20 protein-coding genes are annotated in these 21,770 nt (G+C 63.0%); 13 read left to right on the plus strand and 7 right to left on the minus strand.

From position 1 onward, the window contains the following. On the minus strand, nucleotides 1-1,347 hold a 1,347-nt coding region (cysS, locus tag QZY01_RS13580), incomplete at its 3' end, for a cysteine--tRNA ligase (RefSeq protein WP_294537883.1). A 198-nt stretch (nucleotides 1,348-1,545) separates the two neighbouring features. Between cysS and QZY01_RS13585 the strand changes: the two genes are divergently transcribed. After that, complete coding sequence (locus QZY01_RS13585) at nucleotides 1,546-2,223, plus strand: SDR family oxidoreductase (RefSeq protein ID WP_294537884.1); 678 nt, start codon at nucleotides 1,546-1,548, stop codon at nucleotides 2,221-2,223. A gap of 12 nt (nucleotides 2,224-2,235) precedes the next feature. Here the strand turns inward: QZY01_RS13585 and cydB are convergent, their stop codons facing one another. Together cydB and QZY01_RS13595 are read right to left on the minus strand one after the other, a co-directional pair. Next, the gene (gene cydB / locus QZY01_RS13590; RefSeq protein ID WP_294537886.1) at nucleotides 2,236-3,246 is read right to left on the minus strand and encodes a cytochrome d ubiquinol oxidase subunit II; all 1,011 of its coding nucleotides are present in this window, start codon (nucleotides 3,244-3,246) and stop codon (nucleotides 2,236-2,238) included. After that, nucleotides 3,243-4,634, minus strand: coding sequence for a cytochrome ubiquinol oxidase subunit I (locus QZY01_RS13595; protein ID WP_294537887.1), 1,392 nt, complete (start codon nucleotides 4,632-4,634; stop codon nucleotides 3,243-3,245). Before QZY01_RS13595 ends, cydB begins: the two co-directional genes overlap by 4 nt. A 176-nt stretch (nucleotides 4,635-4,810) precedes the next feature. Here QZY01_RS13595 and QZY01_RS13600 point away from each other — a divergent pair, with 176 nt between their 5' ends. Beyond that, nucleotides 4,811-5,770, plus strand: a complete 960-nt coding sequence (locus QZY01_RS13600; protein WP_294537889.1) for a TAXI family TRAP transporter solute-binding subunit — start codon at nucleotides 4,811-4,813, stop codon at nucleotides 5,768-5,770. A gap of 27 nt (nucleotides 5,771-5,797) precedes the next feature. On the opposite strand, the gene serB is transcribed toward QZY01_RS13600, so the two are convergent. After that, nucleotides 5,798-6,733 carry a phosphoserine phosphatase SerB gene (serB, locus tag QZY01_RS13605; RefSeq protein ID WP_294537928.1) on the minus strand — a complete coding sequence of 312 codons (936 nt, stop codon included), beginning with the start codon at nucleotides 6,731-6,733 and terminating at the stop codon, nucleotides 5,798-5,800. A gap of 59 nt (nucleotides 6,734-6,792) precedes the next feature. Between serB and miaA the strand changes: the two genes are divergently transcribed. Continuing rightward, nucleotides 6,793-7,677, plus strand: coding sequence for a tRNA (adenosine(37)-N6)-dimethylallyltransferase MiaA (gene miaA / locus QZY01_RS13610; RefSeq protein WP_294537891.1), 885 nt, complete (start codon nucleotides 6,793-6,795; stop codon nucleotides 7,675-7,677). 47 nt (nucleotides 7,678-7,724) lie between these two features. Here the strand turns inward: miaA and gltX are convergent, their stop codons facing one another. Further along, on the minus strand, nucleotides 7,725-9,101 hold the full coding sequence (gene gltX / locus QZY01_RS13615) for a glutamate--tRNA ligase (protein ID WP_294537893.1): 1,377 nt from the start codon (nucleotides 9,099-9,101) through the stop codon (nucleotides 7,725-7,727). Nucleotides 9,102-9,247: 146 nt separating this feature from the next. On the opposite strand from gltX, the gene QZY01_RS13620 reads away from it, so the two are divergent. Next, nucleotides 9,248-10,411, plus strand: a complete 1,164-nt coding sequence (locus QZY01_RS13620; RefSeq protein WP_294537895.1) for a ceramide glucosyltransferase — start codon at nucleotides 9,248-9,250, stop codon at nucleotides 10,409-10,411. Between the two features lie 117 nt (nucleotides 10,412-10,528). Here the strand turns inward: QZY01_RS13620 and QZY01_RS13625 are convergent, their stop codons facing one another. Beyond that, the gene (locus QZY01_RS13625; protein ID WP_294537897.1) at nucleotides 10,529-12,280 is read right to left on the minus strand and encodes an NAD+ synthase; all 1,752 of its coding nucleotides are present in this window, start codon (nucleotides 12,278-12,280) and stop codon (nucleotides 10,529-10,531) included. A 24-nt stretch (nucleotides 12,281-12,304) separates the two neighbouring features. Here QZY01_RS13625 and QZY01_RS13630 point away from each other — a divergent pair, with 24 nt between their 5' ends. Beyond that, complete coding sequence (locus QZY01_RS13630; protein ID WP_294537898.1) at nucleotides 12,305-12,502, plus strand: hypothetical protein; 198 nt, start codon at nucleotides 12,305-12,307, stop codon at nucleotides 12,500-12,502. A gap of 7 nt (nucleotides 12,503-12,509) precedes the next feature. Here the strand turns inward: QZY01_RS13630 and adh are convergent, their stop codons facing one another. Next, nucleotides 12,510-14,030, minus strand: a complete 1,521-nt coding sequence (gene adh / locus QZY01_RS13635) for an aldehyde dehydrogenase (protein WP_294537899.1) — start codon at nucleotides 14,028-14,030, stop codon at nucleotides 12,510-12,512. A 648-nt stretch (nucleotides 14,031-14,678) separates the two neighbouring features. Between adh and pqqA the strand changes: the two genes are divergently transcribed. From pqqA to QZY01_RS13675, 8 genes are all read left to right on the plus strand, one after another. Beyond that, complete coding sequence (gene pqqA / locus QZY01_RS13640) at nucleotides 14,679-14,777, plus strand: pyrroloquinoline quinone precursor peptide PqqA (protein WP_294537901.1); 99 nt, start codon at nucleotides 14,679-14,681, stop codon at nucleotides 14,775-14,777. A gap of 245 nt (nucleotides 14,778-15,022) precedes the next feature. After that, nucleotides 15,023-15,943: a pyrroloquinoline quinone biosynthesis protein PqqB gene (gene pqqB, locus QZY01_RS13645; RefSeq protein WP_294537903.1), complete on the plus strand. Its 921-nt coding sequence runs from the start codon at nucleotides 15,023-15,025 to the stop codon at nucleotides 15,941-15,943. Beyond that, nucleotides 15,940-16,224, plus strand: a complete 285-nt coding sequence (gene pqqD / locus QZY01_RS13650; RefSeq protein ID WP_294537905.1) for a pyrroloquinoline quinone biosynthesis peptide chaperone PqqD — start codon at nucleotides 15,940-15,942, stop codon at nucleotides 16,222-16,224. Before pqqB ends, pqqD begins: the two co-directional genes overlap by 4 nt. Before the next feature lie 83 nt (nucleotides 16,225-16,307). After that, entirely contained in the window at nucleotides 16,308-17,402 is a 1,095-nt protein-coding gene (pqqE, locus tag QZY01_RS13655; RefSeq protein ID WP_294537930.1) for a pyrroloquinoline quinone biosynthesis protein PqqE, read from the plus strand. Nucleotides 17,403-17,542: 140 nt separating this feature from the next. Continuing rightward, nucleotides 17,543-17,974 (plus strand): cytochrome c-550 PedF, encoded by a 432-nt coding sequence (gene pedF / locus QZY01_RS13660; protein WP_294537907.1) that lies wholly within the window; start codon nucleotides 17,543-17,545, stop codon nucleotides 17,972-17,974. A gap of 5 nt (nucleotides 17,975-17,979) precedes the next feature. Then, nucleotides 17,980-18,846 (plus strand): transporter substrate-binding domain-containing protein, encoded by an 867-nt coding sequence (locus QZY01_RS13665; protein WP_294537909.1) that lies wholly within the window; start codon nucleotides 17,980-17,982, stop codon nucleotides 18,844-18,846. Nucleotides 18,847-19,038: 192 nt separating this feature from the next. Next, on the plus strand, nucleotides 19,039-20,811 hold the full coding sequence (locus tag QZY01_RS13670; protein ID WP_294537911.1) for a PQQ-dependent methanol/ethanol family dehydrogenase: 1,773 nt from the start codon (nucleotides 19,039-19,041) through the stop codon (nucleotides 20,809-20,811). A 248-nt stretch (nucleotides 20,812-21,059) separates the two neighbouring features. Then, entirely contained in the window at nucleotides 21,060-21,749 is a 690-nt protein-coding gene (locus QZY01_RS13675; protein WP_294537913.1) for a response regulator transcription factor, read from the plus strand. The last annotated feature ends 21 nt before the right edge of the window (nucleotides 21,750-21,770 follow it).

The following is a 21,770-nucleotide window of genomic DNA, read 5'->3' on the forward strand; positions in this document are numbered from 1 at the left end:
CAGCAGATCGCGCAGCCGGTCGGATTCGGCGAAATTCCTGGTTTTCCGCGCGTCCAGCCGCTCGGCCACCAGCTTTCGCACCGCCGCCTCGTCGACTTCGACGCTCGACGCCCTGGCCTCCCATTCCGCCGGATCGTCCTGCAACAATCCCAACAGCCCGGCGGCGCGCGCCAGCTTTTCGGCTTCCGCCTTGCCGGTCCGGGTTTTGGACGGTTCGGCCTTGGCGGCGAGCGCGTGCAATTCGGCGATGGCGCGCGCGATATTGAGATCGTCGAGCAGCGCCGCCAAAAAACTTTCGCGCAGGGGGGCCTGCGCCGCGCTCGCAGCCGTCACACCTTGCGCGCGTAACAGACCATACCAGCGCGACAGCGTCTTTTCGGCCTCCTCCAGCGCCTTCACCGTCCAGTCGATCGGCTGGCGATAATGGCTGCGCAGCATGGCGAGGCGCAGGACTTCGCCCTTCCAGCGCCGTCCGCCGAATGTTTCGCTGTTCAGCAATTCGTGGATGGTGACGAAATTGCCGAGGCTTTTCGACATTTTCTCGCCTTCGACCTGCAAGAAACCATTGTGCATCCAGACATTGGCCATGACATCATGGCCGAAGGCGCAGCGCGACTGGGCGATTTCGTTCTCGTGATGCGGAAACACCAGATCGATGCCGCCGCCGTGAATGTCGAACACCTCGCCGAGATGTTTGTTCGACATGGCCGAACATTCGATATGCCAGCCGGGACGCCCCCGGCCCCAGGGACTCTCCCAGCCCGGCTCAATCGGTCTTGAGGGCTTCCACAGCACGAAATCCATTTCGCCCTTCTTGTAGGGCGCGACTTCGACGCGGGCGCCGGCGATCATGTCGTCGAGCGGGCGGCGCGACAATTGGCCGTAATCGGCCATCGAGGGCACGTCGAACAGCACATGGCCGTCGGCGGCATAGGCATGGCCATTGGCGACCAGCTTTTCGATCATCGCGATCATCTCGGCGATATGTTCGGTGGCGCGCGGCTGCACGTCGGGGGGCATGCAGTGGAGCGCCGCGACATCCTGCTGGAAGATGCGATTGGTCTCTTCGGTCAGTTCGCGAATCGAGATGCCGCGCTCGGCGGCGCGAGCGTTGATCTTGTCGTCGACGTCGGTGATGTTGCGGACATATTTGACATGGCTCGCGCCATAGATTTCCCGCAACAGCCGATAAAGCACGTCGAATACGATCAAGGGCCGCGCATTGCCGATATGGGCGAAATCATAGACCGTCGGGCCGCAGACGTAGAGCCGCACATTGTCGGCGTCGATCGGCGCGAAGCTTTCGCGCTCGCGGGTCAGCGTGTTGTAAAGTTTCAATGGCGTCATGGCCGACAAAATTCTCCCTGGCGCTGGCCTGGGCGTCGATCTCACGATATTTTTTGGGAGACATGACGGCGCAAGCCAGCGAGGTGCTAGCTGATAATCGAAATCCGGCAAGGAATATTCGAATTCGTCATGCTCGGCACCATGCTGTGTTAGGGACGCGGCGTCAAGGCGTTTTCGACGCGGGGAAAGGGGCGAGACATGCCGGATGTTGCAGGCAAACGCATATTGGTGACGCAAGCCGAGGATTTCATGGGGCCGGCGATCTGCCGGTTTCTTGCAGCGCGCGGCGCGGACGTCGTCGCCGATGCGCGCGTGCTGCGTGCGCCGGAAGCCGCGCGGGCAACGGTGGAAGCCGCCGGCGCGATTGACGCGCTGGTGATCAATCTGGCCCTGCCCGCCCCTCCGACCACCCTTGTCGATGTCGATGAGGTCGAATGGCGCGAGGCCTTTGAAGTCATGGTCGATCCCCTGCCCCGTCTGCTGCGGGCGGCGATCCCCGGCATGAAACAGCGCGGCGGCGGCCGCATTGTCGTCATGGGCAGCGCCTCGGCATTGCGCGGCATGAAACGCGCCTCGACCTATAGCGCGGCGCGCGGCGCGCAACTCGCCTTCGTGCAGGCGGCCGGCGTCGAACTGGCGCCGGACAATATCCAGATCAACGCTATCGCCCAGAATTTCGTCGATAATCTGACCTATTTTCCGCCCGAGGTGCAGGCCAATCCGCGCTTTCAGGAGAGATTGCAGCGCGAAGTCCCGCTTGGACGCCTCGTCAGCGCGCAGGAAGACGCGAGCCTCGTCGCCTATCTGTGCAGCGAGGCGGCGCGCTGTTTTGTCGGACAGGTGTTTCCTCTGTCCGGCGGCTGGGCCGTGCGCTGATGGCGGCTTCGTTCAATGATAGCCGCCCGAGGCATTGGTCTTGCCGCGAAAAACGTAATAGGCATAGGCCGTATTGGCGAAGATCACCGGGATCATCACGGCCGCGCCTGCCAAAAGGAATTTGAGGCTCGCATCCGGCGCCGCCGCCGCCGCAATCGTCACGGTGCGCGGCACGATGTACGGATAGAAACTGATGCCTATGCCGATATAGCACAGCGCAAACAGCGCCTGAGCCGCGAAGAAGGGCGTTGTCTCCCGCTCCCTCGCGATTTGCTGGATCAGCCAGAGCCCCACCGCGCCGGCGGCGAGCGGCAGCGGCGCGAGAAGGAGATTGCCCGGAAAGCCGAACCACAGGCGCCAGTAATCCTCATTGAGGTAGGGCGTCCACAGGCTGACCGCGGCGACCAGCGCCAGCATCAGCGGTGCGAGCGGCCGGGCCAAAGCGAAAGCGCGCCGCTGTGTGAGCCATTCGGTCTTGTGGATCAGCCACGCAGCGCCGAGCAGCGCATAGCCGCTGACGAGGGCGACCCCGGTCAGCAGGCTGAACGGCGTCAGCCAGTCGAGCCAGCCGCCGGCATAGGCGCGGTCCGCCACCGTAATCCCCTGCACCAGGGCGCCGAGCATCACGCCCTGCGCAAAAGCCGCGACCAGCGAGCCGAGGAAAAACGCCCAGTCCCACAGGAAGGCCGAGCGTCCGGCGCGAAAGCGGAATTCGAAGGCGACGCCGCGAAACACCAGCCCCAGCAGCATGGCGATGACGAGCGGATAAAGCGCCGGCATGATGATCGAATAGGCCAGCGGAAATACTGCGAAAAGGCCGCCGCCGCCCAGCACCAGCCACGTCTCGTTGCCGTCCCACACCGGAGCGATCGAGTTCATGACTTCGTCGCGCTGGTCCTTGCCTTCGAACAAGGGGAAAAGCACGCCGATGCCGAGATCGAAGCCGTCGAGCACGACATAGGCGAAGACGGCGAAGGCGATCAACGCCGCCCAGATGGTCGGAAGGTCGAACAGCGCGTTCATCGGCCCGCTCCCGCCTGCTGCGCCGGAGTGATTCCCGAAGCGCGCAGCGGCCCGCCGCCGAGATCGCCCGACTCATGCGGCTCGGGCGGCCGGTTCATCGCCTTTGCCATGTAGTAAATGCCGGCGCCGAACAGGGTCAGATAGACGACGACGAAGGTGGCAAGCGATGCTACGAGCGCCGGCGCCCCCACTGGAGAGGCCGACTGCGCCGTGGTCAGCAGGCCATAGATCGTATAGGGCTGGCGCCCGACTTCGGTGGTCGTCCAGCCTGCGAGAATGGCGACAAAGCCGGCCGGCCCAAGAGCCAGCGCGGCGCGCTGAAGCCAGCGATCGGTGAAGAGTGCGCCGCGCAAGCGGGCGAAAAGGCTCCACAGGCCGAGGCCGAACATGGCGAAGCCGATGCCGACCATCAGGCGGAAACTCCAGAACGGAATGGCGACCGGCGGCCAGGCCTCCCTCGGCCAGGCGTCAAGTCCGCGCAAAAAACCGTTCCATTGATGGGTCAGGATCAGCGAGCCCAAATGGGGGATCTCCACCGCATAGTCGACTTTCCTGGTTTGCGCGTCCGGCCAGCCGAACAGGATCAGCGGTTTTCCGCTACCGCTTTCGAAATGGCCCTCCATGGCGGCGATTTTGGCCGGCTGATATTTCAGCGTGTTGAGCCCGTGCTCGTCGCCGACAAAAATCTGGACCGGCGCGACCAGCGCCGCCATCCACAACGCCATCGAAAACATCGTTCTCACGGCGGGAGTCCCCGCGCCGCGCAGCAAATGCAGCGCCGCCACGCCGCCGACCGCGAAAGCCGTGGTGAGATAGGCCGCAAGCACCATATGGACGAAGCGGTAGGGGAAGGAGGGGTTGAAAATAACGGCGAACCAGTCGAGCGGGATGAACTGTCCGGCTTCGTTGACGCCGTAGCCGGCGGGCGTCTGCATCCAGCTATTGACCGCGGTGATCCAGAGCGCCGATAGAGCGGTGCCGAAAGCCACCATGCAGGAGGCGAACAGCCGCAGTTTTGGCGAGATGCGCCCCTCGCCGAACAGCATCACGCCGAGAAACCCCGCCTCCAGGAAGAAAGCGGTCAGCACCTCATAGCCCATCAGCGGGCCGACCACCGGCCCGGCCTTGTCGGAAAACACGCTCCAGTTGGTCCCGAACTGATAGCTCAGCACCAGGCCGGAGACGACGCCCATGCCGAAATTGAGGGCAAAGATTTTTTTCCAGTAATCGAACAGGTCGCGATAGACGGAGCGCCCGGTGAGGTTCCACAACCCGTCGAGAACCGCCAGATAAGAGGCCAGCCCGATCGAAAAAGCCGGAAAAACGATATGGAAGCCAACCGTGAAGGCGAATTGCATCCGCGCGAGATCGAGTGCGGCAAAAGTCATGGGCCTGGCTCCCGAAAGGCTTCGGCATAAAACCACACACCCGGCTCGGCCCGCTCCAGCCTCCGCCGGTGCGGCGGGTGTCGCAAATCCGTAACATTCCTTCTCGACACTGTAGCACGAAACCTCGCCGCCGCCTCCCATCGCGCGCGATGCCTGCGAGCTTCTGGAGCCCACAAATGCCGCATATCCTTCGCCTCTGCCTTGCCCTTTCCGCTTGCTTCTCGCTTGCCGGCCCCGCAGCGGCGGATTCGCTTTCCGATCGCCGCGCAGCCAAGGACGCCGCGCAATCGGCCGAAGTCGAGATCGCGTGCGGCAAGATCGACAAGGAAAATTGCGCGATCGTCGTGCCGGAGATCAATGCGAAGACCGTGCCCGTCGGCGTGCGCCTGAAGCCGCTCGAGTCGAAAGGCAGCGTCGAATCGGTCAATGGCCTTTGCGAAGGCGACGTGCAGATCGCCGTCGTGCAGTTCGATGTGCTCGTCCAGCGCGCGGCGAAACCCGATTGTGCGGGAAAAGTCGTCACCCTCGGCTCGCCGCTATACCCCTATCAAGGCTTCATGGTGGTGCGCGAGGAGACGGGCGAGAGCAAATTCGGAGAGTTGGTCAGCCATTTGAAACCGGGCGCCGTGTTGCGTGTCGCGGCGGGCGGTTCGGGTTCGGGCGGCGAAGCCACCTTGCGCGCGATCCTCGCCAATACGCCCGAATGGAAGCAGATCATCGACATCCAGCCGGACGGTTCGGCCACCGCGCTCAACAAGCTGCGCGACCGTGAACTCGACGCTTTCTTCGTCATGGACGGCCCGCAGTCGCCACTGCTGCAGGAGGTGCGCGAGACGGTCGATCCCAAGACCAGGAAGCGGGTTTACAAATTCGTCGATCTGCGCCCGAGCGACAGGTTGCTGGCGCTGCAATTCAACGCCCGCCCGCTTTACGCGACCGCGACGCTCGAATCCGGCTGGTTCAGCGCCATCAAGTCGATTTCGACGCCGGCGGTGATCGCCATTCGCGACGATTATTACCGCGCTCAACCCGGCCTGTCGGGCAAGATTCGGCAAGCGGCCGAAGACGCGCTTCCCTCCATCGCCGCCAAGGCGGGCGCCCGCCCGAGCTGGGCCGAGGATTTTTCCCGTCGCTGAAATCGCTGATTGTTCGGAAACAGGCGCCTAATCCGTCACGAACTCATCGCTGCGAAATCCCTGCGCATAAAGCAGCGCGGTGAGGTCGGCATGGTCGATGCGGGCCTGCGCCGCCGCTGCGACCGCCGGCTTGGCCCGGTAAGCCACGCCGAAGCCGGACGCCTCCAGCATGGCGAGATCATTGGCGCCGTCGCCGATCGCCAGGGTCTCGTCCAGCGCAAGCTCAAGCCTGGCTGCGAGATCCTGCAAGGTCGCCAGTTTCGCGGCCTTGCCGAGGATGGGTTCGCGCACCGCGCCGACCAGCCTGCCGTTTTCAACCAGCAATTCATTGGCGCGGTTTTCATCGAAACCAATCTTTTCGCCGATGCGCGAGGCGAAAAGGGTGAAGCCGCCCGAAACCAGCGCCGTATAGGCGCCATGGGCGCGCATGGTCCGCACCAGCGCCGTTGCGCCGGGGGTCAGGGTGATGCGTTCCTCGATGGCATTGTCCACCACGCCGGCGTCAAGGCCCGCGAGCAGCGCCACGCGCTCGCGCAGCGCCGGTTCGAAGGCGATTTCGCCGCGCATGGCGCGTTCGGTGATGGCGGCCACCCTCGCTTTCAATCCGACGAAATCGGCCAGTTCGTCGATACATTCCTGACCGATCATGGTCGAATCCATGTCGGCGAGCAGCAATTTCTTGCGTCTTCCCGCCAACGGCTGCACGAAAAAATCGAGCGGCGGCGCGCCAAGGCCGATCCGCAGCACCGAGACCGCCGCCTTGCAATAGCCGGCGTCGGCGAAGGCGGCTTCGGATCGATTGCCATGCGCCGCGCCCGGTGCGAAAGGAATGTCCGCCGCCTCGCCCGGCGCGAGCAGGATGGGTTCGCCTGCGCCGGGGAGGCGCCTTGCGGCCGCGGCCAGGATTTCGGGCGTCAGCGTCCCGGCGCCGGCGGCGCCGACCAGAGTGGCGACATGAGTCATGAAAGGATGGGTCACGAGGTGATCGGACAAGGGGAGCTTTTGCGTCTTGGGTGAATTTCTTGGGTGAATTTCAAGCCGTGCTCATCGCAGGACCGACGGCAAGTGGCAAGTCCGCCCGCGCCATCGAACTGGCCCGGGAGGAAAACGGCGTCGTGATCAACGCCGATTCGATGCAGGTTTATCGGGATCTGGCGATCCTGTCGGCGCGCCCTGACCCAGAGGAAACCAAGGATACGCCGCATCTGCTTTTCGGCCATATCGGCGCCGAACGCAATTATTCCGTTGGCCAATGGCTCGAAGACGCCGAGCGGGCGCTGGAAGAGGCCCGCCGGCTGCGCCGGCTGCCGATCTTTGTTGGTGGAACTGGTATGTATTTCAAGGCTTTGCTGCAAGGCCTCTCGCCCATCCCGATGGTGCCGGACGAGGTGCGCGCGCGTATTCGAGACGAATATGCCGGCGTCGCGCCGGCACTTCTGCATGCCAGATTGCAGCAACTGGACCCACAAACCGCCGCGCGGCTTCGGCCAAGCGACCCGCAGCGCCTGCTGCGCGCGCTGGAAATTTTCGCCGCCAGCGGCGCGCCGCTCGCCGCTTTGCAGGGCGCGCGCGAAAAACCTCTGCTCGACGCTAAAATGTGCCAATGCCGGTTCATCGCGCCGGACCGGACCGAGTTGAAACGTCGAATCGACGCGCGTTTCGATGCGATGATGGCGGCCGGCGCGATCGAGGAGGTCCGCCGCCTGCTGGCGCGCCGGCTCGATCCGGATTTGCCGGCGATGCGCGCGGTCGGCGTTCCCGGCCTCGCCGCCTATCTGCGCGGCGACTTGTCGCTTGAAGAGGCCGTGCAAAAAGGCAAACGCGACAGCCGCCAATACGCAAGGCGGCAATTCACCTTCGCGCGCACGCAATTGCCGGAGTTTTCCTGGATTGCGCCAGAGTTTTAACCGCGCGGACAGTTTGACGCGCTTCGCCCGCAGCCAATTGCCAAGTTTCAGCTCTTCCCCGACAATCGCGCCAAAACCCTGGCGCGGCCGATCAGCGGCAGCAGTTTCGCCAGTTCCGGACCGGATTCATGCCCGGTCAGCGCCAGCCGCAGGGGATGGAACAGCGCCTTGCCCTTGAGGCCTGTGGCCTGTTTCAGGCTTTGCGTCCAAAGACCCCAGCTCGATTCGTCCCACGGCTCCGGCGGCAGGGCGGCCCGGGCGGCGGCGGCGAAATCCGGTTCCAGAGCCTGCGGCGCGATCTCGCCCTCGACGACCAGCCGCCAGACGGCAATATCGGAAAACTTCTCGAGATTGCCTCGCGCGGCAAGCCAGAGCGGTTCGGCCTTGCGCCCGACGATTTCCAGCGCCTGCAGCCGTTCCCGAACGTGATCGTAGGACAGGCCGTGCAGCACGCGCTGCGACAAATGCCGCAATTCTTCCTCGTCGAACCGCGCGCTGGTGCGCGAAATCGAGCCGAGATCGAACAGACCCGCCAGTTGGGGAAGGCTGTAAGCCGGCTGGACGGCGATGGAAGAACCGGTCAGCGTCGCCATCGCCGCGACCGCGAGCGATTCGATCCCCGCTTCGCGCAGTCCGGCGATCGACAGGGCGCCGGCGCGCTTGGAAAGACCCTGCCCGTCCGCGCCGGTCAGCAGGTTGTGATGGGCGAATTGCGGCGCCTGCGGCGCGCCGAGCGCCTCGAAAAGCTGGATCTGCACCCCGGTATTGGTGACATGGTCCTCGCCGCGGATGATGTGGGTCACGCCAGCGTCGATATCGTCGGCCACCGAGGGCAGCGTGTAGAGATAGGAGCCGTCCTCGCGCACCAGCACCGGATCCGACAAGGAGGCGCAATCGATATGACTGGCGCCGCGGATCAGGTCCTCCCATTGCACGACTTCGGGGGTGAGCTTGAAACGCCAATGCGGCTTTCGGCCTTCCGCCGCCAGCGCGGCAAGTTCGCTTTGGCTCAGGCGCAGGGCGGCGCGGTCGTAAACCGGCGGCGCGCCGCGCGCAATCTGCAGGCGGCGCTTGCGCTCAAGCTCCTCGGGCGACTCGAAACAGGGATAGAGCCGACCCAAAGCCTTCAGCTTGGCCGCCGCCGCGTCATAGAGCGTAAAACGCTCCGACTGTCGCATCTTGCGGTCGGGCGCGATGCCGAGCCAGGCGAGATCGACCTCGATGCCGAGCGCATATTCTTCGGTAGAACGCTCGGAATCGGTGTCGTCGAAGCGAAGCAGAAAGGTTCCGCTGTGTCTGCAGGCGAAAAAATAGTTCAACAGCGCCGTGCGCGCATTGCCGATATGGATGCGACCGGTCGGCGACGGGGCGAAGCGCACGACGGGAACGACGAAATCGGCAGGGGACTTGACGGACTGATTCATGACGGCAATGGTTTAGCGCTTTTGAGCCCTCGCGTCACCTTGGCCCCGGAATTGTCATAGAAACGTGAAAAAAATTGCGCATAAGCGCAACAGGTAGTATCCCCCCGAACAATTCCGTCCGCAATTCAAGAGAGAGATTGGCAGGAATGACCGGAACGATAGCCGCAGCTTTCTGCCTCTTCATGATCTTGTTCAATCTCTTCTCTCTGGCTGTCGCGGGCTGGCGCTGCCGCCTCCGCACCGAGCCGCTGGGCCGGCGACTGCTCGCCACCGGGCTTGAAAATTCCACCCCCCCGGTCAGCATCGTGCGTCCGGTCTGCGGGCTGGAAACCTTTTCCGAACTGACGCTTCGCTCGACTTTCGAACTCGACTATCCCGATTATGAAGTGCTGTTCTGCGTCCAGAAGAAAAACGACCCGATCATCCCGCTGATCAAGCAACTGCTGGGCGAGCAACCGGCGGGACGCGGCCGCCTGCTGGTCGGCGACGACCCGATCAGCCCCAACCCGAAGCTCAACAATTGTTTCAAGGGCTGGCAGGCGGCGAAGCATCAGTGGATCGTGCTGGCCGATTCGAACGTTCTGGCGCCGACGGATTATCTCCAGCAGATGCTGGTCCGCTTCACACCCAAGGTCGGGCTGGTCTGCTCGCCGCCGCTCGGCGTCATGGCGCAGGGGCTTGCCGCCCAGCTTGAATGCGCTTTCCTCAATTCCTTCCAGGCGCGCTGGCAGTTTTGCGCCGACGCCTTCGGCGTCGGTTTTGCGCAGGGCAAGAGCATGATGTGGCGGCGCGAGATCGTCGAACAGGCCGGCGGCATAGCTGCGCTGGCTTCCGAAATCGCCGAGGACGCCGCCGCCACCAAACTGGTGCGCAACGCCGGCATGACCGTCGTTCTGGTCGATCGCCCGTTCGGCCAGCCGCTCGGCCCGCGCACCCTGCGCGCCGTCTACCAGCGCCAGACCCGCTGGGCGCGCCTGCGCCGCGCCTCCTTCCCGAAGATGTATGCGCCGGAAATTCTCGCCTGTTCGCTATTGCCCATGCTCGCCGGCGCCTATGCGGCGCGCGACTTCGGCTTCGAGCCCTGGAGCGTCGCCGCGGCGGTCGCCGCGCTCTATCATCTGCCCGAAGCCTTCGGCAACTGGCTCTTGCGCTGGCCGACAAACCTGCTTTCGCCCTTCAACTACCTGCTGCGCGATCTGCTGTTCCCGGTGATCTGGATCGACGGCTGGCTCGGCGACGATTTCGTCTGGCTCGGCAATTCCATGTCGGTGCGCGAGGAAGCCGACGAGACGGTGGACGGCGCGGCCTGAGTTTTTCTGATGCGATAAATTAAAAACGACCCATAGTATCTTGTTTTTAGTCGTTTTTTTCGCTAAGGCGAACCTGCAGGCTCATGCCGGCGGGTTTCCATTCCATCCCAATAAGCGCTAATCCTCGAACCGCTCGCTCGATCCCATCGGCGCTTCCGGCGCGATCGACAAGTCCGGCGCGTGCGGCGGCACGCCGGGGTCGCGGAAGCGATTGACGATCGGATAGCGGCGGTCGCGGCCAAAATTCTTTCGCGTCACCTTGACGCCGGGCGCCGACTGGCGGCGCTTGTATTCGGCCAGATAGAGCATCCGCTCGATTTTCCGCACCAATTCCAGCTCATGGCCGCGCGCGCAAATGTCGGAAATGCGCATGTCCCGCTCCACCAGGCACTCCAGCATGTCGTCGAGCGCCTCATAGGGCGGCAGCGAGTCCTGGTCCTTCTGGTTTTCCCGCAATTCCGCCGTCGGCGGCTTGTCGATGATGTTTTGCGGAATAACCAGCCCATCAGGGCCGAGCGCGCCCTCGGGTTTCCAGCCATTGCGCAAGGCGCAGAGGCGGAACACTTCGGTCTTGTACAAATCCTTGATCGGGTTGAAGCCGCCGTTCATATCGCCGTAAAGCGTGGCGTAGCCGACCGACATTTCCGACTTGTTGCCGGTGGTCACCAGCATCGGCCCGAATTTGTTGGAGACCGACATCAGCAAAATGCCGCGCACCCGCGCCTGGATGTTTTCCTCGGTCACGCCGCGCGGCAGCCCGTGGAAAAGCGGCGCCAGCGCCGTCTCGACGCCCTCGACGGCGGCGGCGATGGGCAGCAGATCGTAGCGCAGTCCAAGCGCTGTCGCGCAATCGGCAGCGTCCTTGAGCGATTCCGGGGAGGTGAAACGATAGGGCAGCATGATCGCATGGACGCGGTCCGGCCCCAGCGCGTCCGCCGCCATGGCGGCGCATAGCGCCGAATCGACGCCCCCCGACATGCCGAGCGCAACTCCGGGAAAACTGTTCTTGGCCACATAATCGCGCAGGCCGAGCACGCAGGCGGCATAATCGGCGCGGTCGTCCTCGAGCACGGGCGCGGCGGGCGCCTCGACACAGATCCAGCCGCCGTCGCGCCGCTCGAACGCCGCCTTCGCCACCGTCTCGACGAAGGACGGCAGCCGTCCGCCGAGCGAACAATCGCCGTTGACGATAAAACTGCCACCGTCGAAGACCAACTCGTCCTGACCGCCGATCTGGTTGAGGTAGACCAGCGGCAGGCCGCTTTCCGCTGCGCGCGCCGTGACGACGGCGAGGCGCTCGGCGTCCTTGCCCCGCCAATAGGGCGAACCATTCGGCGACAGCAGGATTTCCGCGCCGGTTTCATGCAGGACCTCGACGACTTCCGGCCCCCAGACATCCTCGCAGATCGGCAGGCCGAGCCGGACGCCGCGAAAGGCGACGGGACCGGGCGCTGGACCGGGCCGGAACACCCGCTTTTCGTCGAACACGCCGTAATTGGGCAGATCGACCTTGAACCGGACGGCGGCGATGCGGCCGCCGTCCAAAAGCGCATAGGCGTTATGGCAAAATCCGTCCTGCATCCAGGGCAGGCCGATCAGCGCCGCCGGACCGCCGTCCGCCGTCTCGCGGGCCAGCGCCTCGGCGGCGGCGCGGCAGGCCTCCTGGAAAGCCGGCCGCAGCACAAGATCCTCGGGCGGATAGCCGGCGAGGAATAGTTCGGAAAACATCACCAGATCGGCGCCGAATTCCGCGGCCTTTTTGCGCGCGTTGCGCGCGCGATCGAGATTGCCGTCAATATCGCCGACGAGGCAATTGACCTGCGCCAGAGCGAGGACGAGGCGATCGACGGGAGCGGTGGATGGGATCATGCTTTTCGGTTTAGCCGATGGGTATTGTCGCGGCAATCGGCGTCGCAAAAATGGGCAGATTCAGCGAAGGCCCGACGGACGATGTTTGGCTTTGCGGCGGACGATCCGGAGCAGGGCCGCCGCTTTGGCCGCGTTGTACGCAAGCATGAACGTCGCCGCTGGCATTTCTGGTCAAAAAAAAGCGACCCCGTCACCGGGGCCGCGCAAATTATTTCGGTCTAACCCGTTCTCAGAAGAAGCCGAGAGCTTTGGCGCTGTACGACACCAGCAGGTTCTTGGTCTGCTGATAATGGTCCAGCATCATCTTGTGGGTTTCGCGGCCGATGCCGGATTCCTTGTATCCGCCGAAAGCGGCGTGGGCCGGATAGGCATGATAGCAGTTCGTCCAGACACGACCGGCCTGGATGCCCCGGCCCATGCGGTAGGCGCGGCTGCCGTTGCGGGTCCACACGCCGGCGCCAAGGCCGAAGATCGTGTCATTGGCGATTTCCAGCGCTTCCGCCTCGTCCTTGAAGGTCGTGACCGCCAGAACCGGGCCGAAGATTTCTTCCTGGAAGATGCGCTGCTTGTTGTTGCCGTGAAAGACGGTCGGATTGATGTAATAGCCCTCCGCCAGATCGCCCCCGAGATGGGCCTGCGAACCGCCGGTCAGCACTTGCGCGCCTTCCTGCTTGCCGATGTCGATATAGGACAGGATCTTTTCCAGCTGCTGGCGCGACGCCTGAGCGCCGACCTGGGTGGACATGTCGAGCGGGTTGCCCTGCTTGATCGCCTGGACGCGCTTGACGGCGCGTTCGATGAATTTTTCGTAGATCGATTCCTGGACCAGCGCGCGGCTGGGGCAGGTGCAGACTTCGCCCTGATTGAAAGCGAACAGGGTAAAGCCTTCCAGCGCCTTGTCGAAGAAGTCGTCATCTTCCTGCATCACGTCGGCGAAGAAGATGTTCGGCGATTTGCCGCCCAGTTCAAGCGTCGCCGGAATCAGGTTCTCGGCCGCGTAATGCGCGATGGTGCGGCCGGTCACCGTCGAACCGGTGAAGGCGATCTTGTTGATGCGCTTGCTGGAGCCCAAAGCCCTACCGGCTTCGGCGCCGAAACCATTGACAATATTGAGCACGCCCTCGGGAAGCAGATCGCCAATCAACTCCATCAGCACCAGGATGCTGATCGGGGTCTGTTCGGCGGGCTTCATCACGATGCAATTGCCGCCGGCAAGCGCGGGGGCCAGCTTCCAGCAGGCCATCAGCAGCGGGAAGTTCCACGGAATGATCTGGCCGACGACGCCCAGCGGTTCGTGGAAGTGGTAGGCGATGGTGTCGTGGTCGATTTCGGAAATGCCGCCCTCCTGGGCGCGCAGCACGCCAGCGAAATAACGGAAGTGATCGGCGGAAAGCGGAACGTCGGCATAGGTCGTCTCGCGGATCGGCTTGCCGTTGTCGAGCGTTTCGACCAGCGCGAGCGTGCCGAGATTGTCCTCGATCCGGTCGGCGATCTTCAGGAGAATTCCGGCGCGCTGGGCCGGCGGGGTGAGGCCCCAGGCGGTCTTCGCCTTGTGGGCGGCGTCGAGCGCGAGTTCGATGTCTTCGGCGGTCGAGCGGGCGACCTGCGACAGCACCTTGCCGCTGACCGGCGAGACCTTGTCGAAATATTGTCCGAGAACCGGCGCAACCCACTTGCCGCCAATGAAATTGTCGAACTTGGTCTTGATCAGATTCTGACCCGTCAGTTTGGTCACAGCTTCCTGGTACATCAACCTTCTCCCTATGCTTTCGCCTGCCGGCGATTTTCAAAAAACGGATCGATTTTCTCGCGCCCGCCGAACATGCCGGACAGCGGAAGCCGGGACAAACAACCCGCCCCAGATTTCAACGCACGCCAAAATTCAAGAGCATGCCTTAAATTTCGAGGGGCGGCCGTCACTGCACGAAGGCGCATCCTGGATGGCGCCCACGTCATTCGAAGGCCGCGAAACCAGTCCGCCAGCGAGCAGCGCCATCCCCGCGCTCTTTCCCCGAAGTTTCTTGCCCTGATAAAAACCAGAGCGCATCGTCAATCCCGCTTTTAACGGCGGCCACATTAAGCCGGACGAACTTGGGTCCGATACTGCTCTTTAGTGCCATTGCCCGCCGGCAAGCATCGTCGGCGACACCTTATATATTCGTATAGCAATCATCGCCGCCCAAATTTATCCCGCACTGCACGCCTTTTATATTGCGGCGCACAAATACACCGGCCCCGAAATGCTCGCCTCCTACTTTGGCGCCGTAGACGATTGCAAAGCAAGGGCTACATTCCAGCGAGGGGAAATCGAAACGATCGACAAGTCTTCGCGGAAGAAGCGGCAACCCCAAGTCACGAGGACTCGCCTGTATCGAGCCTGTCGCCAAGGAGGAAAAGCATGACCGAAGTTAGCACGCAAAATACCTGGACCGCCCCCGAGGCCTGCGAAATCTGCGTCGGCATGGAAGTCACCAGCTATATGTCCGCTGCGCTCTGATCGAAGCGAGGGTTGAGGCAAGCCTGTTGCGCAGGGGGCGTTGAAACGACCCCTGCGCCGAAGCGGTCCGGAGCGGCGGCGAATAGTCTGGAATTTGTCGGAAACTTGCGGCGAGCTTCCTAAAGTGTTTTTAGCCGCCGGACGCTTCATTTCCCAGGCGCAAGAATCCCACGCGCCGGAAATGCGCCAAGCGCCAGAAACTCGGATGGATCGTCGTTTGCGGTTTTTGGGTTGAGGTCGGTCACGTGCAATTTCTGATATTGGGTTCGGCGGCGGGGGGTGGCCTGCCGCAATGGAATTGTTTGTGTGAGAATTGTCGTCTCGCTTATCGACGCGACGGCCGCCTGACGGCGCGAACGCAATGCAGCGTCGCGGTCAGCGCCGATGGCGAGAATTGGGTTGTGTTGTCGGCGACCCCCGACCTTCGCCAGCAGATCATCTCCAATCCGGAACTTCATCCCAAATGCGCGCCGCGCCACTCGCCGATCAAGGCGGTGTTCGCGCCCAACGGCGACATCGACAACATAGCGGGCCTTCTGGTCATGCGCGAAATGCAGCCTTTCGCCCTTTTCGCCACACGCAGCGTCATGGCGCATACCGAGGGCGGCGTTTTCGGCGTGCTCAACGCCGACCTCGTCCAACGCCGGCCGATCGCTCTCGACGAGTCCGTCGACACCGGCCTGGGGTTCACCATCACCGCTTTCGCCACGCCGGGAAAAATTCCGCTCTATATGGAATCGCGCAACGAGGCGGAGATCGAACTCGGAGCCGAAGGCGAAAGCACGGTCGGCCTCGAAATCCGCGATGGAGATCGGCGTTTCTATTATATTCCTTCCTGCGCGCGAATGACCGACGCTCTGCGCAAGAGACTGGAAGGCGCCGAAATACTGTTTTTCGACGGCACGACATTCGAGGACGATGAAATGATCCGCCAGGGCCTGTCGCCGAAAACCGCCTGGCGCATGGGCCATATGGCGATGAACGGCGAGCGCGGTTCGGTGCGCACGCTCGCCGACGTCGATATCGGCCAGCGGATTTTCGTCCATATCAACAATTCCAATCCGGCGCTTCGTCATGATTCCGCCGAGCGGCGCCAGGTCGAGGCCGCCGGCTGGCGCATCGGTCACGACGGGTTGCGCATCGACACGGCGGAGGCGCGGTCGTGACCGATGTGGAACTGACGTGCCACTCCCGCCCGCATCTGTTGCGCGGCGTCAAACTCAAGAACGATCAGGTCCGCAAGACCTGGGTCCTGCTCGCGCCGGAGCGTTTTCTGCGGCTCAACGCCATCAGCGTCGATATCTTGCGCCGCTGTGACGGCCAGGCCGCGCTTGCCTCGATCGTCGACGAACTGGCGAATACTTATGCGGCGGATCGCGCCGTGGTCGATCGCGACGTGCGCGTTCTAGTGAGCAGTCTGGTCGAGAAACGGATGATGGGCCTGTGAGCGAAAAATCACTTTCCGAAAAAGCGCCTGCCGAAAAAGCGCCTGCCGAAAAAGCGCCTGCCGAAAAATCCCCTGCCCTCGCCCTGCCTTCCGGCATGCTGGCGGAACTCACCTATCGCTGTCCGCTCGCTTGCCCCTATTGTTCCAATCCGTTGCAGATGGGCGGACGCGACAGCGAAATGTCCACCGACGACTGGCGCGCTATTTTTTCACAAGCCGCCGAGCTCGGGGTGCTGCACGTCCATCTTTCCGGCGGGGAGCCGGCCTCCCGGCGCGATCTGCGCGAACTCGTGGCCCATTGCGCGGAGCTCGATCTCTATACCAATCTGATCACCTCCGGCGTCGGCGTGACCCGTTCGATTTTCGACGGCCTCGTCGCCGCCGGCCTCGACCATGTGCAATTGTCGATTCAGGATTCGCAACCCGAGGGCGCCGACTGGATCGGCGGTTACGAGGGCGGCTACGCCAAGAAACTCGAAGTCGCCGCCTGGGTCGTGGCGGAAGGAATGCCGCTCACCGTAAACGCCGTGATTCATCGCGCCAATGTGCATCACGCCGCCGACATGGTCGATTTCGCGGTCCGACTTGGCGCGCGGCGAATCGAGATCGCGCATACGCAATATTATGGCTGGGCGCTCCACAACCGCGCACATCTGATGCCTACGCGCGCGCAAAGCGAAGAGGCCTATCGGCAAGTCGAAGAACGGCGCGAACGCTACAAGGGCCGAATCGTCATCGACCATGTCGCGCCCGATTACCATGCGAAATATCCCAAGGCCTGCATGAGCGGCTGGGGCCGCCTGACCCTGAATGTCACGCCGCAAGGCGTCGTCCTGCCCTGCCACGCGGCGCAGACGATTCCCGGTCTTGAATTCTGGAACGCGCGCGAGAAAAAGCTCGCCGACATCTGGGCGCATTCTCCGGGATTCAATGCGTTTCGCGGCTTCGAATGGATGCTGGAGCCTTGCCGGTCCTGCGAACGCAAGGCGGAGGATTTCGGCGGCTGCCGCTGCCAGGCGCTGGCGCTCGTCGGCGACGCCGCCGCCTGCGATCCAATCTGCTCGAAATCGCCGCATCACGGCCTCATCGATGAAATCGCGGCGCGCGATTCCGCAGAGGAGATCAAAGGTTTTGCGCCGCGGCGCATCGCGGCGGCGCGGGAAAAGAATCCTGCATGAGACGCCATTTTATGCGCCTTTTCGCGCTCGCAAAAAAGTCCGCCGCCGCACCCCCCGCGTACAATGCTTCGAGGGCGCCAAAGTACAATTCCCCTCTCTCATGAAATTCTTAAAATCGCTGAAAATCTTGGAGGAAAATCGTGGCGTTCATCCCCCGCAAATTCGGGCTTACCCTTCTTGTGTGCCTTTCGCTGGCCGGCGTCGAGCGTGTGCTCGCACACGGCGATGTCACGCCTCAACCCGTCGATACGACTGGACTGGCGCCCATCGGCGACGGCTGGCTCGAAAAAAATCCCTATCGCGGCAATGACGTCGCCCTGAAAATCGGCCACTCTGGCTTCGCGCAGAATTGCGCGCGATGCCATGGCATTGAAGCGGAGTCCGGCGGCATCGCGCCGGACCTGCGCTATCTCGACAAGGCGGAAGAGGGCGACGCCTGGTTCATCACCCGGAGCCGCCACGGTTACACGCAAAATGGCATCACTAAAATGCCGGCATTCGAAGGCATCCTTTCGCAAGAGGCCATGTGGGCGATCCGCACCTATCTCGATTCTCGTTTCCAGGGAAATTGAAACATATGCGAGAGACAATCCGCGCCGCTCTCGTGGCAGCCGTTCTGTGCGGCGGCGCGGTGTCGTTCGAGTCGCAGGCGCGCACGCTCGATGCCGTCAAGGCGGGGGGCGCGCTGCGGGTCACCGTCTATCGCGACTACAAGCCGTGGTCGTGGGAGGAGAATGGCGCACTCAAGGGGATAGACGTCGATATTGGCGCCGCGCTGGCTAAACAATTGGGTGTAAAGGTCAATTACCTAGTCCTGCGCGCCGGCGACGATATCGGCGACGACCTGCGCAACGGCGTGTGGCGCGGCTCGCTGCTCGGCGAGCAGCCGGGCGACGTGATGCTGCATGTTCCAAACGATTCGCGCATCGAGGCAGCCAATGATCGGATCAAGTTGACCGCGCCCTATCAGGTCGAAGGCTTGGCCATGGCGGTCGAACCCGGCAAGGGAGACCGCGCCGAGGATTTTTCGCTGTTCGAAAGCGAAAAGGTCGCCGTTGACGTTGGAACCCTGTCCGACATCATTCTGCTGACGGCGCGCGATCACAAGCTGATCGAAAAAGTCGTGCATGTGCGCGGCGAGGCGAAAGCGGCGGAAGCTTTTGACAAGGGCGAGGTCGTCGCCTTTTATGGCGAATCGGCGCTGGTTGAAAATCTGGCGAGTCATGCCGCGCGCCCGGTGAGCATCGTCTATCCGAAACACAAGCTTTCGCAAAACTGGCCGGTCGGAGGAGCGGTACAGGTCAGCGCCGTCGATCTCGCCGATGCGATCGACAAGGAAATTGCCGGGCTCGCCGCCTCGGGCGAACTCAAGCGGATTTTTGCGTCCTATGGCGTCACCTGGCGTGAGCCCAAGGAAGACGGACGCGAGCCGAAAGTGCAATAACGGTCGTCAGGCTCCCGAAAAGCGCCCGGCGTTTTTCGGGAGCCTGACGATCCATCGAATAGTTGGGGCGCGGCGACGTTTCGAAGAAACGGGTCAGGTTCCGGCGAGGTCAGGCGCGAAAGTGGAGTCCGCTCCAGCGCCGGGCTCAATATGCGGCGAATTCACGGCCGCGGCTTCTTGGGAGGAATGGGAATGATCAAGAAAACCATGATGGCCACCGTCTCCATATTGGGGATGGCCTTGGGCGCCGCTGCTGTGGCTGGGCCCGTCACCGACGCCGATCTGCTCAACGACGCCAAGACCCCGACTTCGGTGTTGACGAATGGCATCGGCCTGCAGGGGCATCGCTTCAGCCCCCTGAAAGAGATCAATACGTCGAATGTGAAAAACCTTGTCCCCGCCTGGTCGCTGTCCTTCGGCGGCGAAAAGCAGCGTGGTCAGGAAGCCCAGGCGCTGGTGCATGACGGAGTGGTCTACGTCACTGCTTCCTACAGCCGCATTTTCGCGGCCGACGCCCGCACCGGGGACAAGATCTGGGAATATGACGCCCGCCTGCCGGAAGGCATCATGCCCTGCTGCGACGTGATCAATCGCGGCGCCGCGATCTACGGCGACAAGGTATTCTTCGGCACGCTCGACGCGCAGATCGTCGCGCTCGACGCCAAGACCGGCAAGGTCGTCTGGCACAAGGCGGTCGACGACTTCAAGGCGGGCTATTCCATTTCTTCCGCGCCGATTGTCGTTCCCACAAAGGCGAACGGCGCCCTGCTCATCACCGGATTGGCGGGCGGCGAATTCGGCGTCGTCGGCCGCGTCGAGGCCTATAATGTCGACAACGGCGAGTTGGTGTGGAGCCGTCCCGTGCTCGAAGGCCTGGCCGGCAGCTACCGCGGCAAGGAATCGTCCGTGACCGGCAAGGTCAACGAGACCTGGGCTGGCGACGAGTTCAAGACCGGCGGCGGCGCCACCTGGCTCGGCGGCACCTATGATCCGGAACTCAAGTTGCTCTATTTCGGCACCGGCAACCCTGCCCCCTGGAACTCCTGGACTCGTCCGGGCGACAACCGGTGGACGGCGTCGCGCATCGCCATCAATCCGGAAAACGGCGAGCTGGTGTGGGGCTTCCAGACCACCCCGCACGACGGTTGGGACTATGACGGCGTGAACGAGTTCATTCCGTTCGATCTGGTCAAGGACGGCAAGACCGTCAAGGCCGGCGGCACCGCCGACCGCAACGGCTTCTTCTACGTGCTCGACCGGACCAACGGCAAGTTCATCTCGGCCATGCCCTTCGTCAGCAAGATCACCTGGGCCAAAGGCATCGACGCCACGGGCCGGCCGATCTACAATGACGAATTCCGTCCGGGCGACCCCGCCAAGTCGGAAGACGGCAAGAAGGGCAAGGAAGTGTTCGCTGTCCCGTCCTTCCTCGGCGGCAAGAATCAGATGCCCGTCGCCTATTCTGACCAGACCAAGCTGTTCTACGTCCCGTCGAACGAATGGGGCATGGACATCCACAACGAGCCGGTCGTCTTCAAGAAGGGTGCGGCCTTCCTCGGCGCGGGCTTCAACATCAAGCCGATCTTCGACGATCATATCGGCTCGCTGAAGGCGATCGATCCGGTCGCGCAGAAGGTGATCTGGGAATACAAGAACAAGGCTCCGCTCTGGGGCGGCGTTCTCGCCACCGCCGGCGGCCTCGTTTTCACCGGCACGCCTGAAGGCTATCTGAAGGCCTTCGACGCCAAGAACGGCAAGGAACTCTGGAAGTTCAACGTCGGCACCGGCATTGTCGCGCCCCCGATCGCCTGGGAACAGGACGGCGAGGAGATGATCGGCATCGCAGCCGGTTGGGGCGGCGCGGTTCCCTTGTGGGGCGGCGAAGTGGCCAAGTCCTTCAAGGGCATCGACCAGGGCGGCTCCTACTGGGTGTTCAAACTGGCCCCGCGTTCCGCCGCCAAATGAGCCAGGAGGTACGCTTTCGCCGTCTCCGGCGAACGCGGTCCGATTGGCCAGCATGACTTAGGCGCTCGAACGGGCGGCGGCTCCCAAGCCGCCGCCCGTTCCCTTGCGTCGACCTCTCTTGCGGCCCTTGCGCGCGCCGGGTCGATAGCGCAAACTCCCCGACAATCGGATCGACGGCTTTTTCGGGCCGCTCGCCGCCTGACAACGCAGTTCTTCGCTTCAAGAAGCCATGATGACCGGACGCCAAGATGACGCGCATTCTCATCGTCGACGACCACCCCCTGTTCCGCGAAGCGCTTGAAAGCGCGGTGCGGCTGGAGCGTCCGAATTGCGAGATTTTCGAAGCCACCACCATTGATGAAGCGCTGGACGTGCTCGCCAGGGAAAAAAACTTCGATCTCGGGCTATTCGATCTTTTCCTGCCCGGGACCTCGGGCCTGTCCGGCCTCGTGCGGGTGCGCGCCGCCCATCCGCACCTGCCGCTGATGGTGGTTTCAGGCCATGAGGATCCGCGTGTCGTGCGCGACCTGTTGTCCATGGGCGCCGCCGGGTTCGTCTCCAAGGCGACGTCCAAGAACGAACTCGCCCATGCGATCAAGGAAGTGCTCAACGGCTCAGTCTATCTGCCGGAACGTTTCCGCGATATCAGCCAGCCGCAACGCTCCGAAATCGAACGCGGCGACATGCTGCGCCGTCTGCAGGACCTCACCCCACAGCAGATGCGCGTGCTCGACATGATCCGCGCCGGATTGCAGAACAAGCAGATCGCCTATGAACTCGGCGTCGCCGAGACCACGGTCAAGGCGCATGTTTCGGAAATCCTGCGCAAGTTGAACGTCTACAGCCGCACCAAGGCGGCGATCGAAGTCGGCAAGATGGATTTCGCTCAATTCTCCGCCGCCGGTCTGCCCGTCGGCGAAAAGGATTCGTCGCACTGAGCGGGATCGGACAAAGGATTT

It is taken from the genome of uncultured Rhodoblastus sp. (assembly GCF_903903185.1).
Classification (GTDB): domain Bacteria; phylum Pseudomonadota; class Alphaproteobacteria; order Rhizobiales; family Beijerinckiaceae; genus Rhodoblastus.

Bases quoted from the DNA above. Each gene is read 5' to 3' on its own strand.
- QZY01_RS13585 (WP_294537884.1), top strand. From the start codon at position 1,546: ATGCCGGATGTTGCAGGCAAACGCATATTGGTGACGCAAGCCGAGGAT.
- cydB (WP_294537886.1), bottom strand. From the start codon at position 3,246: ATGAACGCGCTGTTCGACCTTCCGACCATCTGGGCGGCGTTGATCGCC.
- QZY01_RS13595 (WP_294537887.1), bottom strand. From the start codon at position 4,634: ATGACTTTTGCCGCACTCGATCTCGCGCGGATGCAATTCGCCTTCACG.
- QZY01_RS13600 (WP_294537889.1), top strand. From the start codon at position 4,811: ATGCCGCATATCCTTCGCCTCTGCCTTGCCCTTTCCGCTTGCTTCTCG.
- serB (WP_294537928.1), bottom strand. From the start codon at position 6,733: ATGACTCATGTCGCCACTCTGGTCGGCGCCGCCGGCGCCGGGACGCTG.
- gltX (WP_294537893.1), bottom strand. From the start codon at position 9,101: ATGAATCAGTCCGTCAAGTCCCCTGCCGATTTCGTCGTTCCCGTCGTG.
- QZY01_RS13620 (WP_294537895.1), top strand. From the start codon at position 9,248: ATGACCGGAACGATAGCCGCAGCTTTCTGCCTCTTCATGATCTTGTTC.
- QZY01_RS13625 (WP_294537897.1), bottom strand. From the start codon at position 12,280: ATGATCCCATCCACCGCTCCCGTCGATCGCCTCGTCCTCGCTCTGGCG.
- adh (WP_294537899.1), bottom strand. From the start codon at position 14,030: ATGTACCAGGAAGCTGTGACCAAACTGACGGGTCAGAATCTGATCAAG.
- pqqA (WP_294537901.1), top strand. From the start codon at position 14,679: ATGACCGAAGTTAGCACGCAAAATACCTGGACCGCCCCCGAGGCCTGC.
- QZY01_RS13665 (WP_294537909.1), top strand. From the start codon at position 17,980: ATGCGAGAGACAATCCGCGCCGCTCTCGTGGCAGCCGTTCTGTGCGGC.
- QZY01_RS13670 (WP_294537911.1), top strand. From the start codon at position 19,039: ATGATCAAGAAAACCATGATGGCCACCGTCTCCATATTGGGGATGGCC.
- QZY01_RS13675 (WP_294537913.1), top strand. From the start codon at position 21,060: ATGACGCGCATTCTCATCGTCGACGACCACCCCCTGTTCCGCGAAGCG.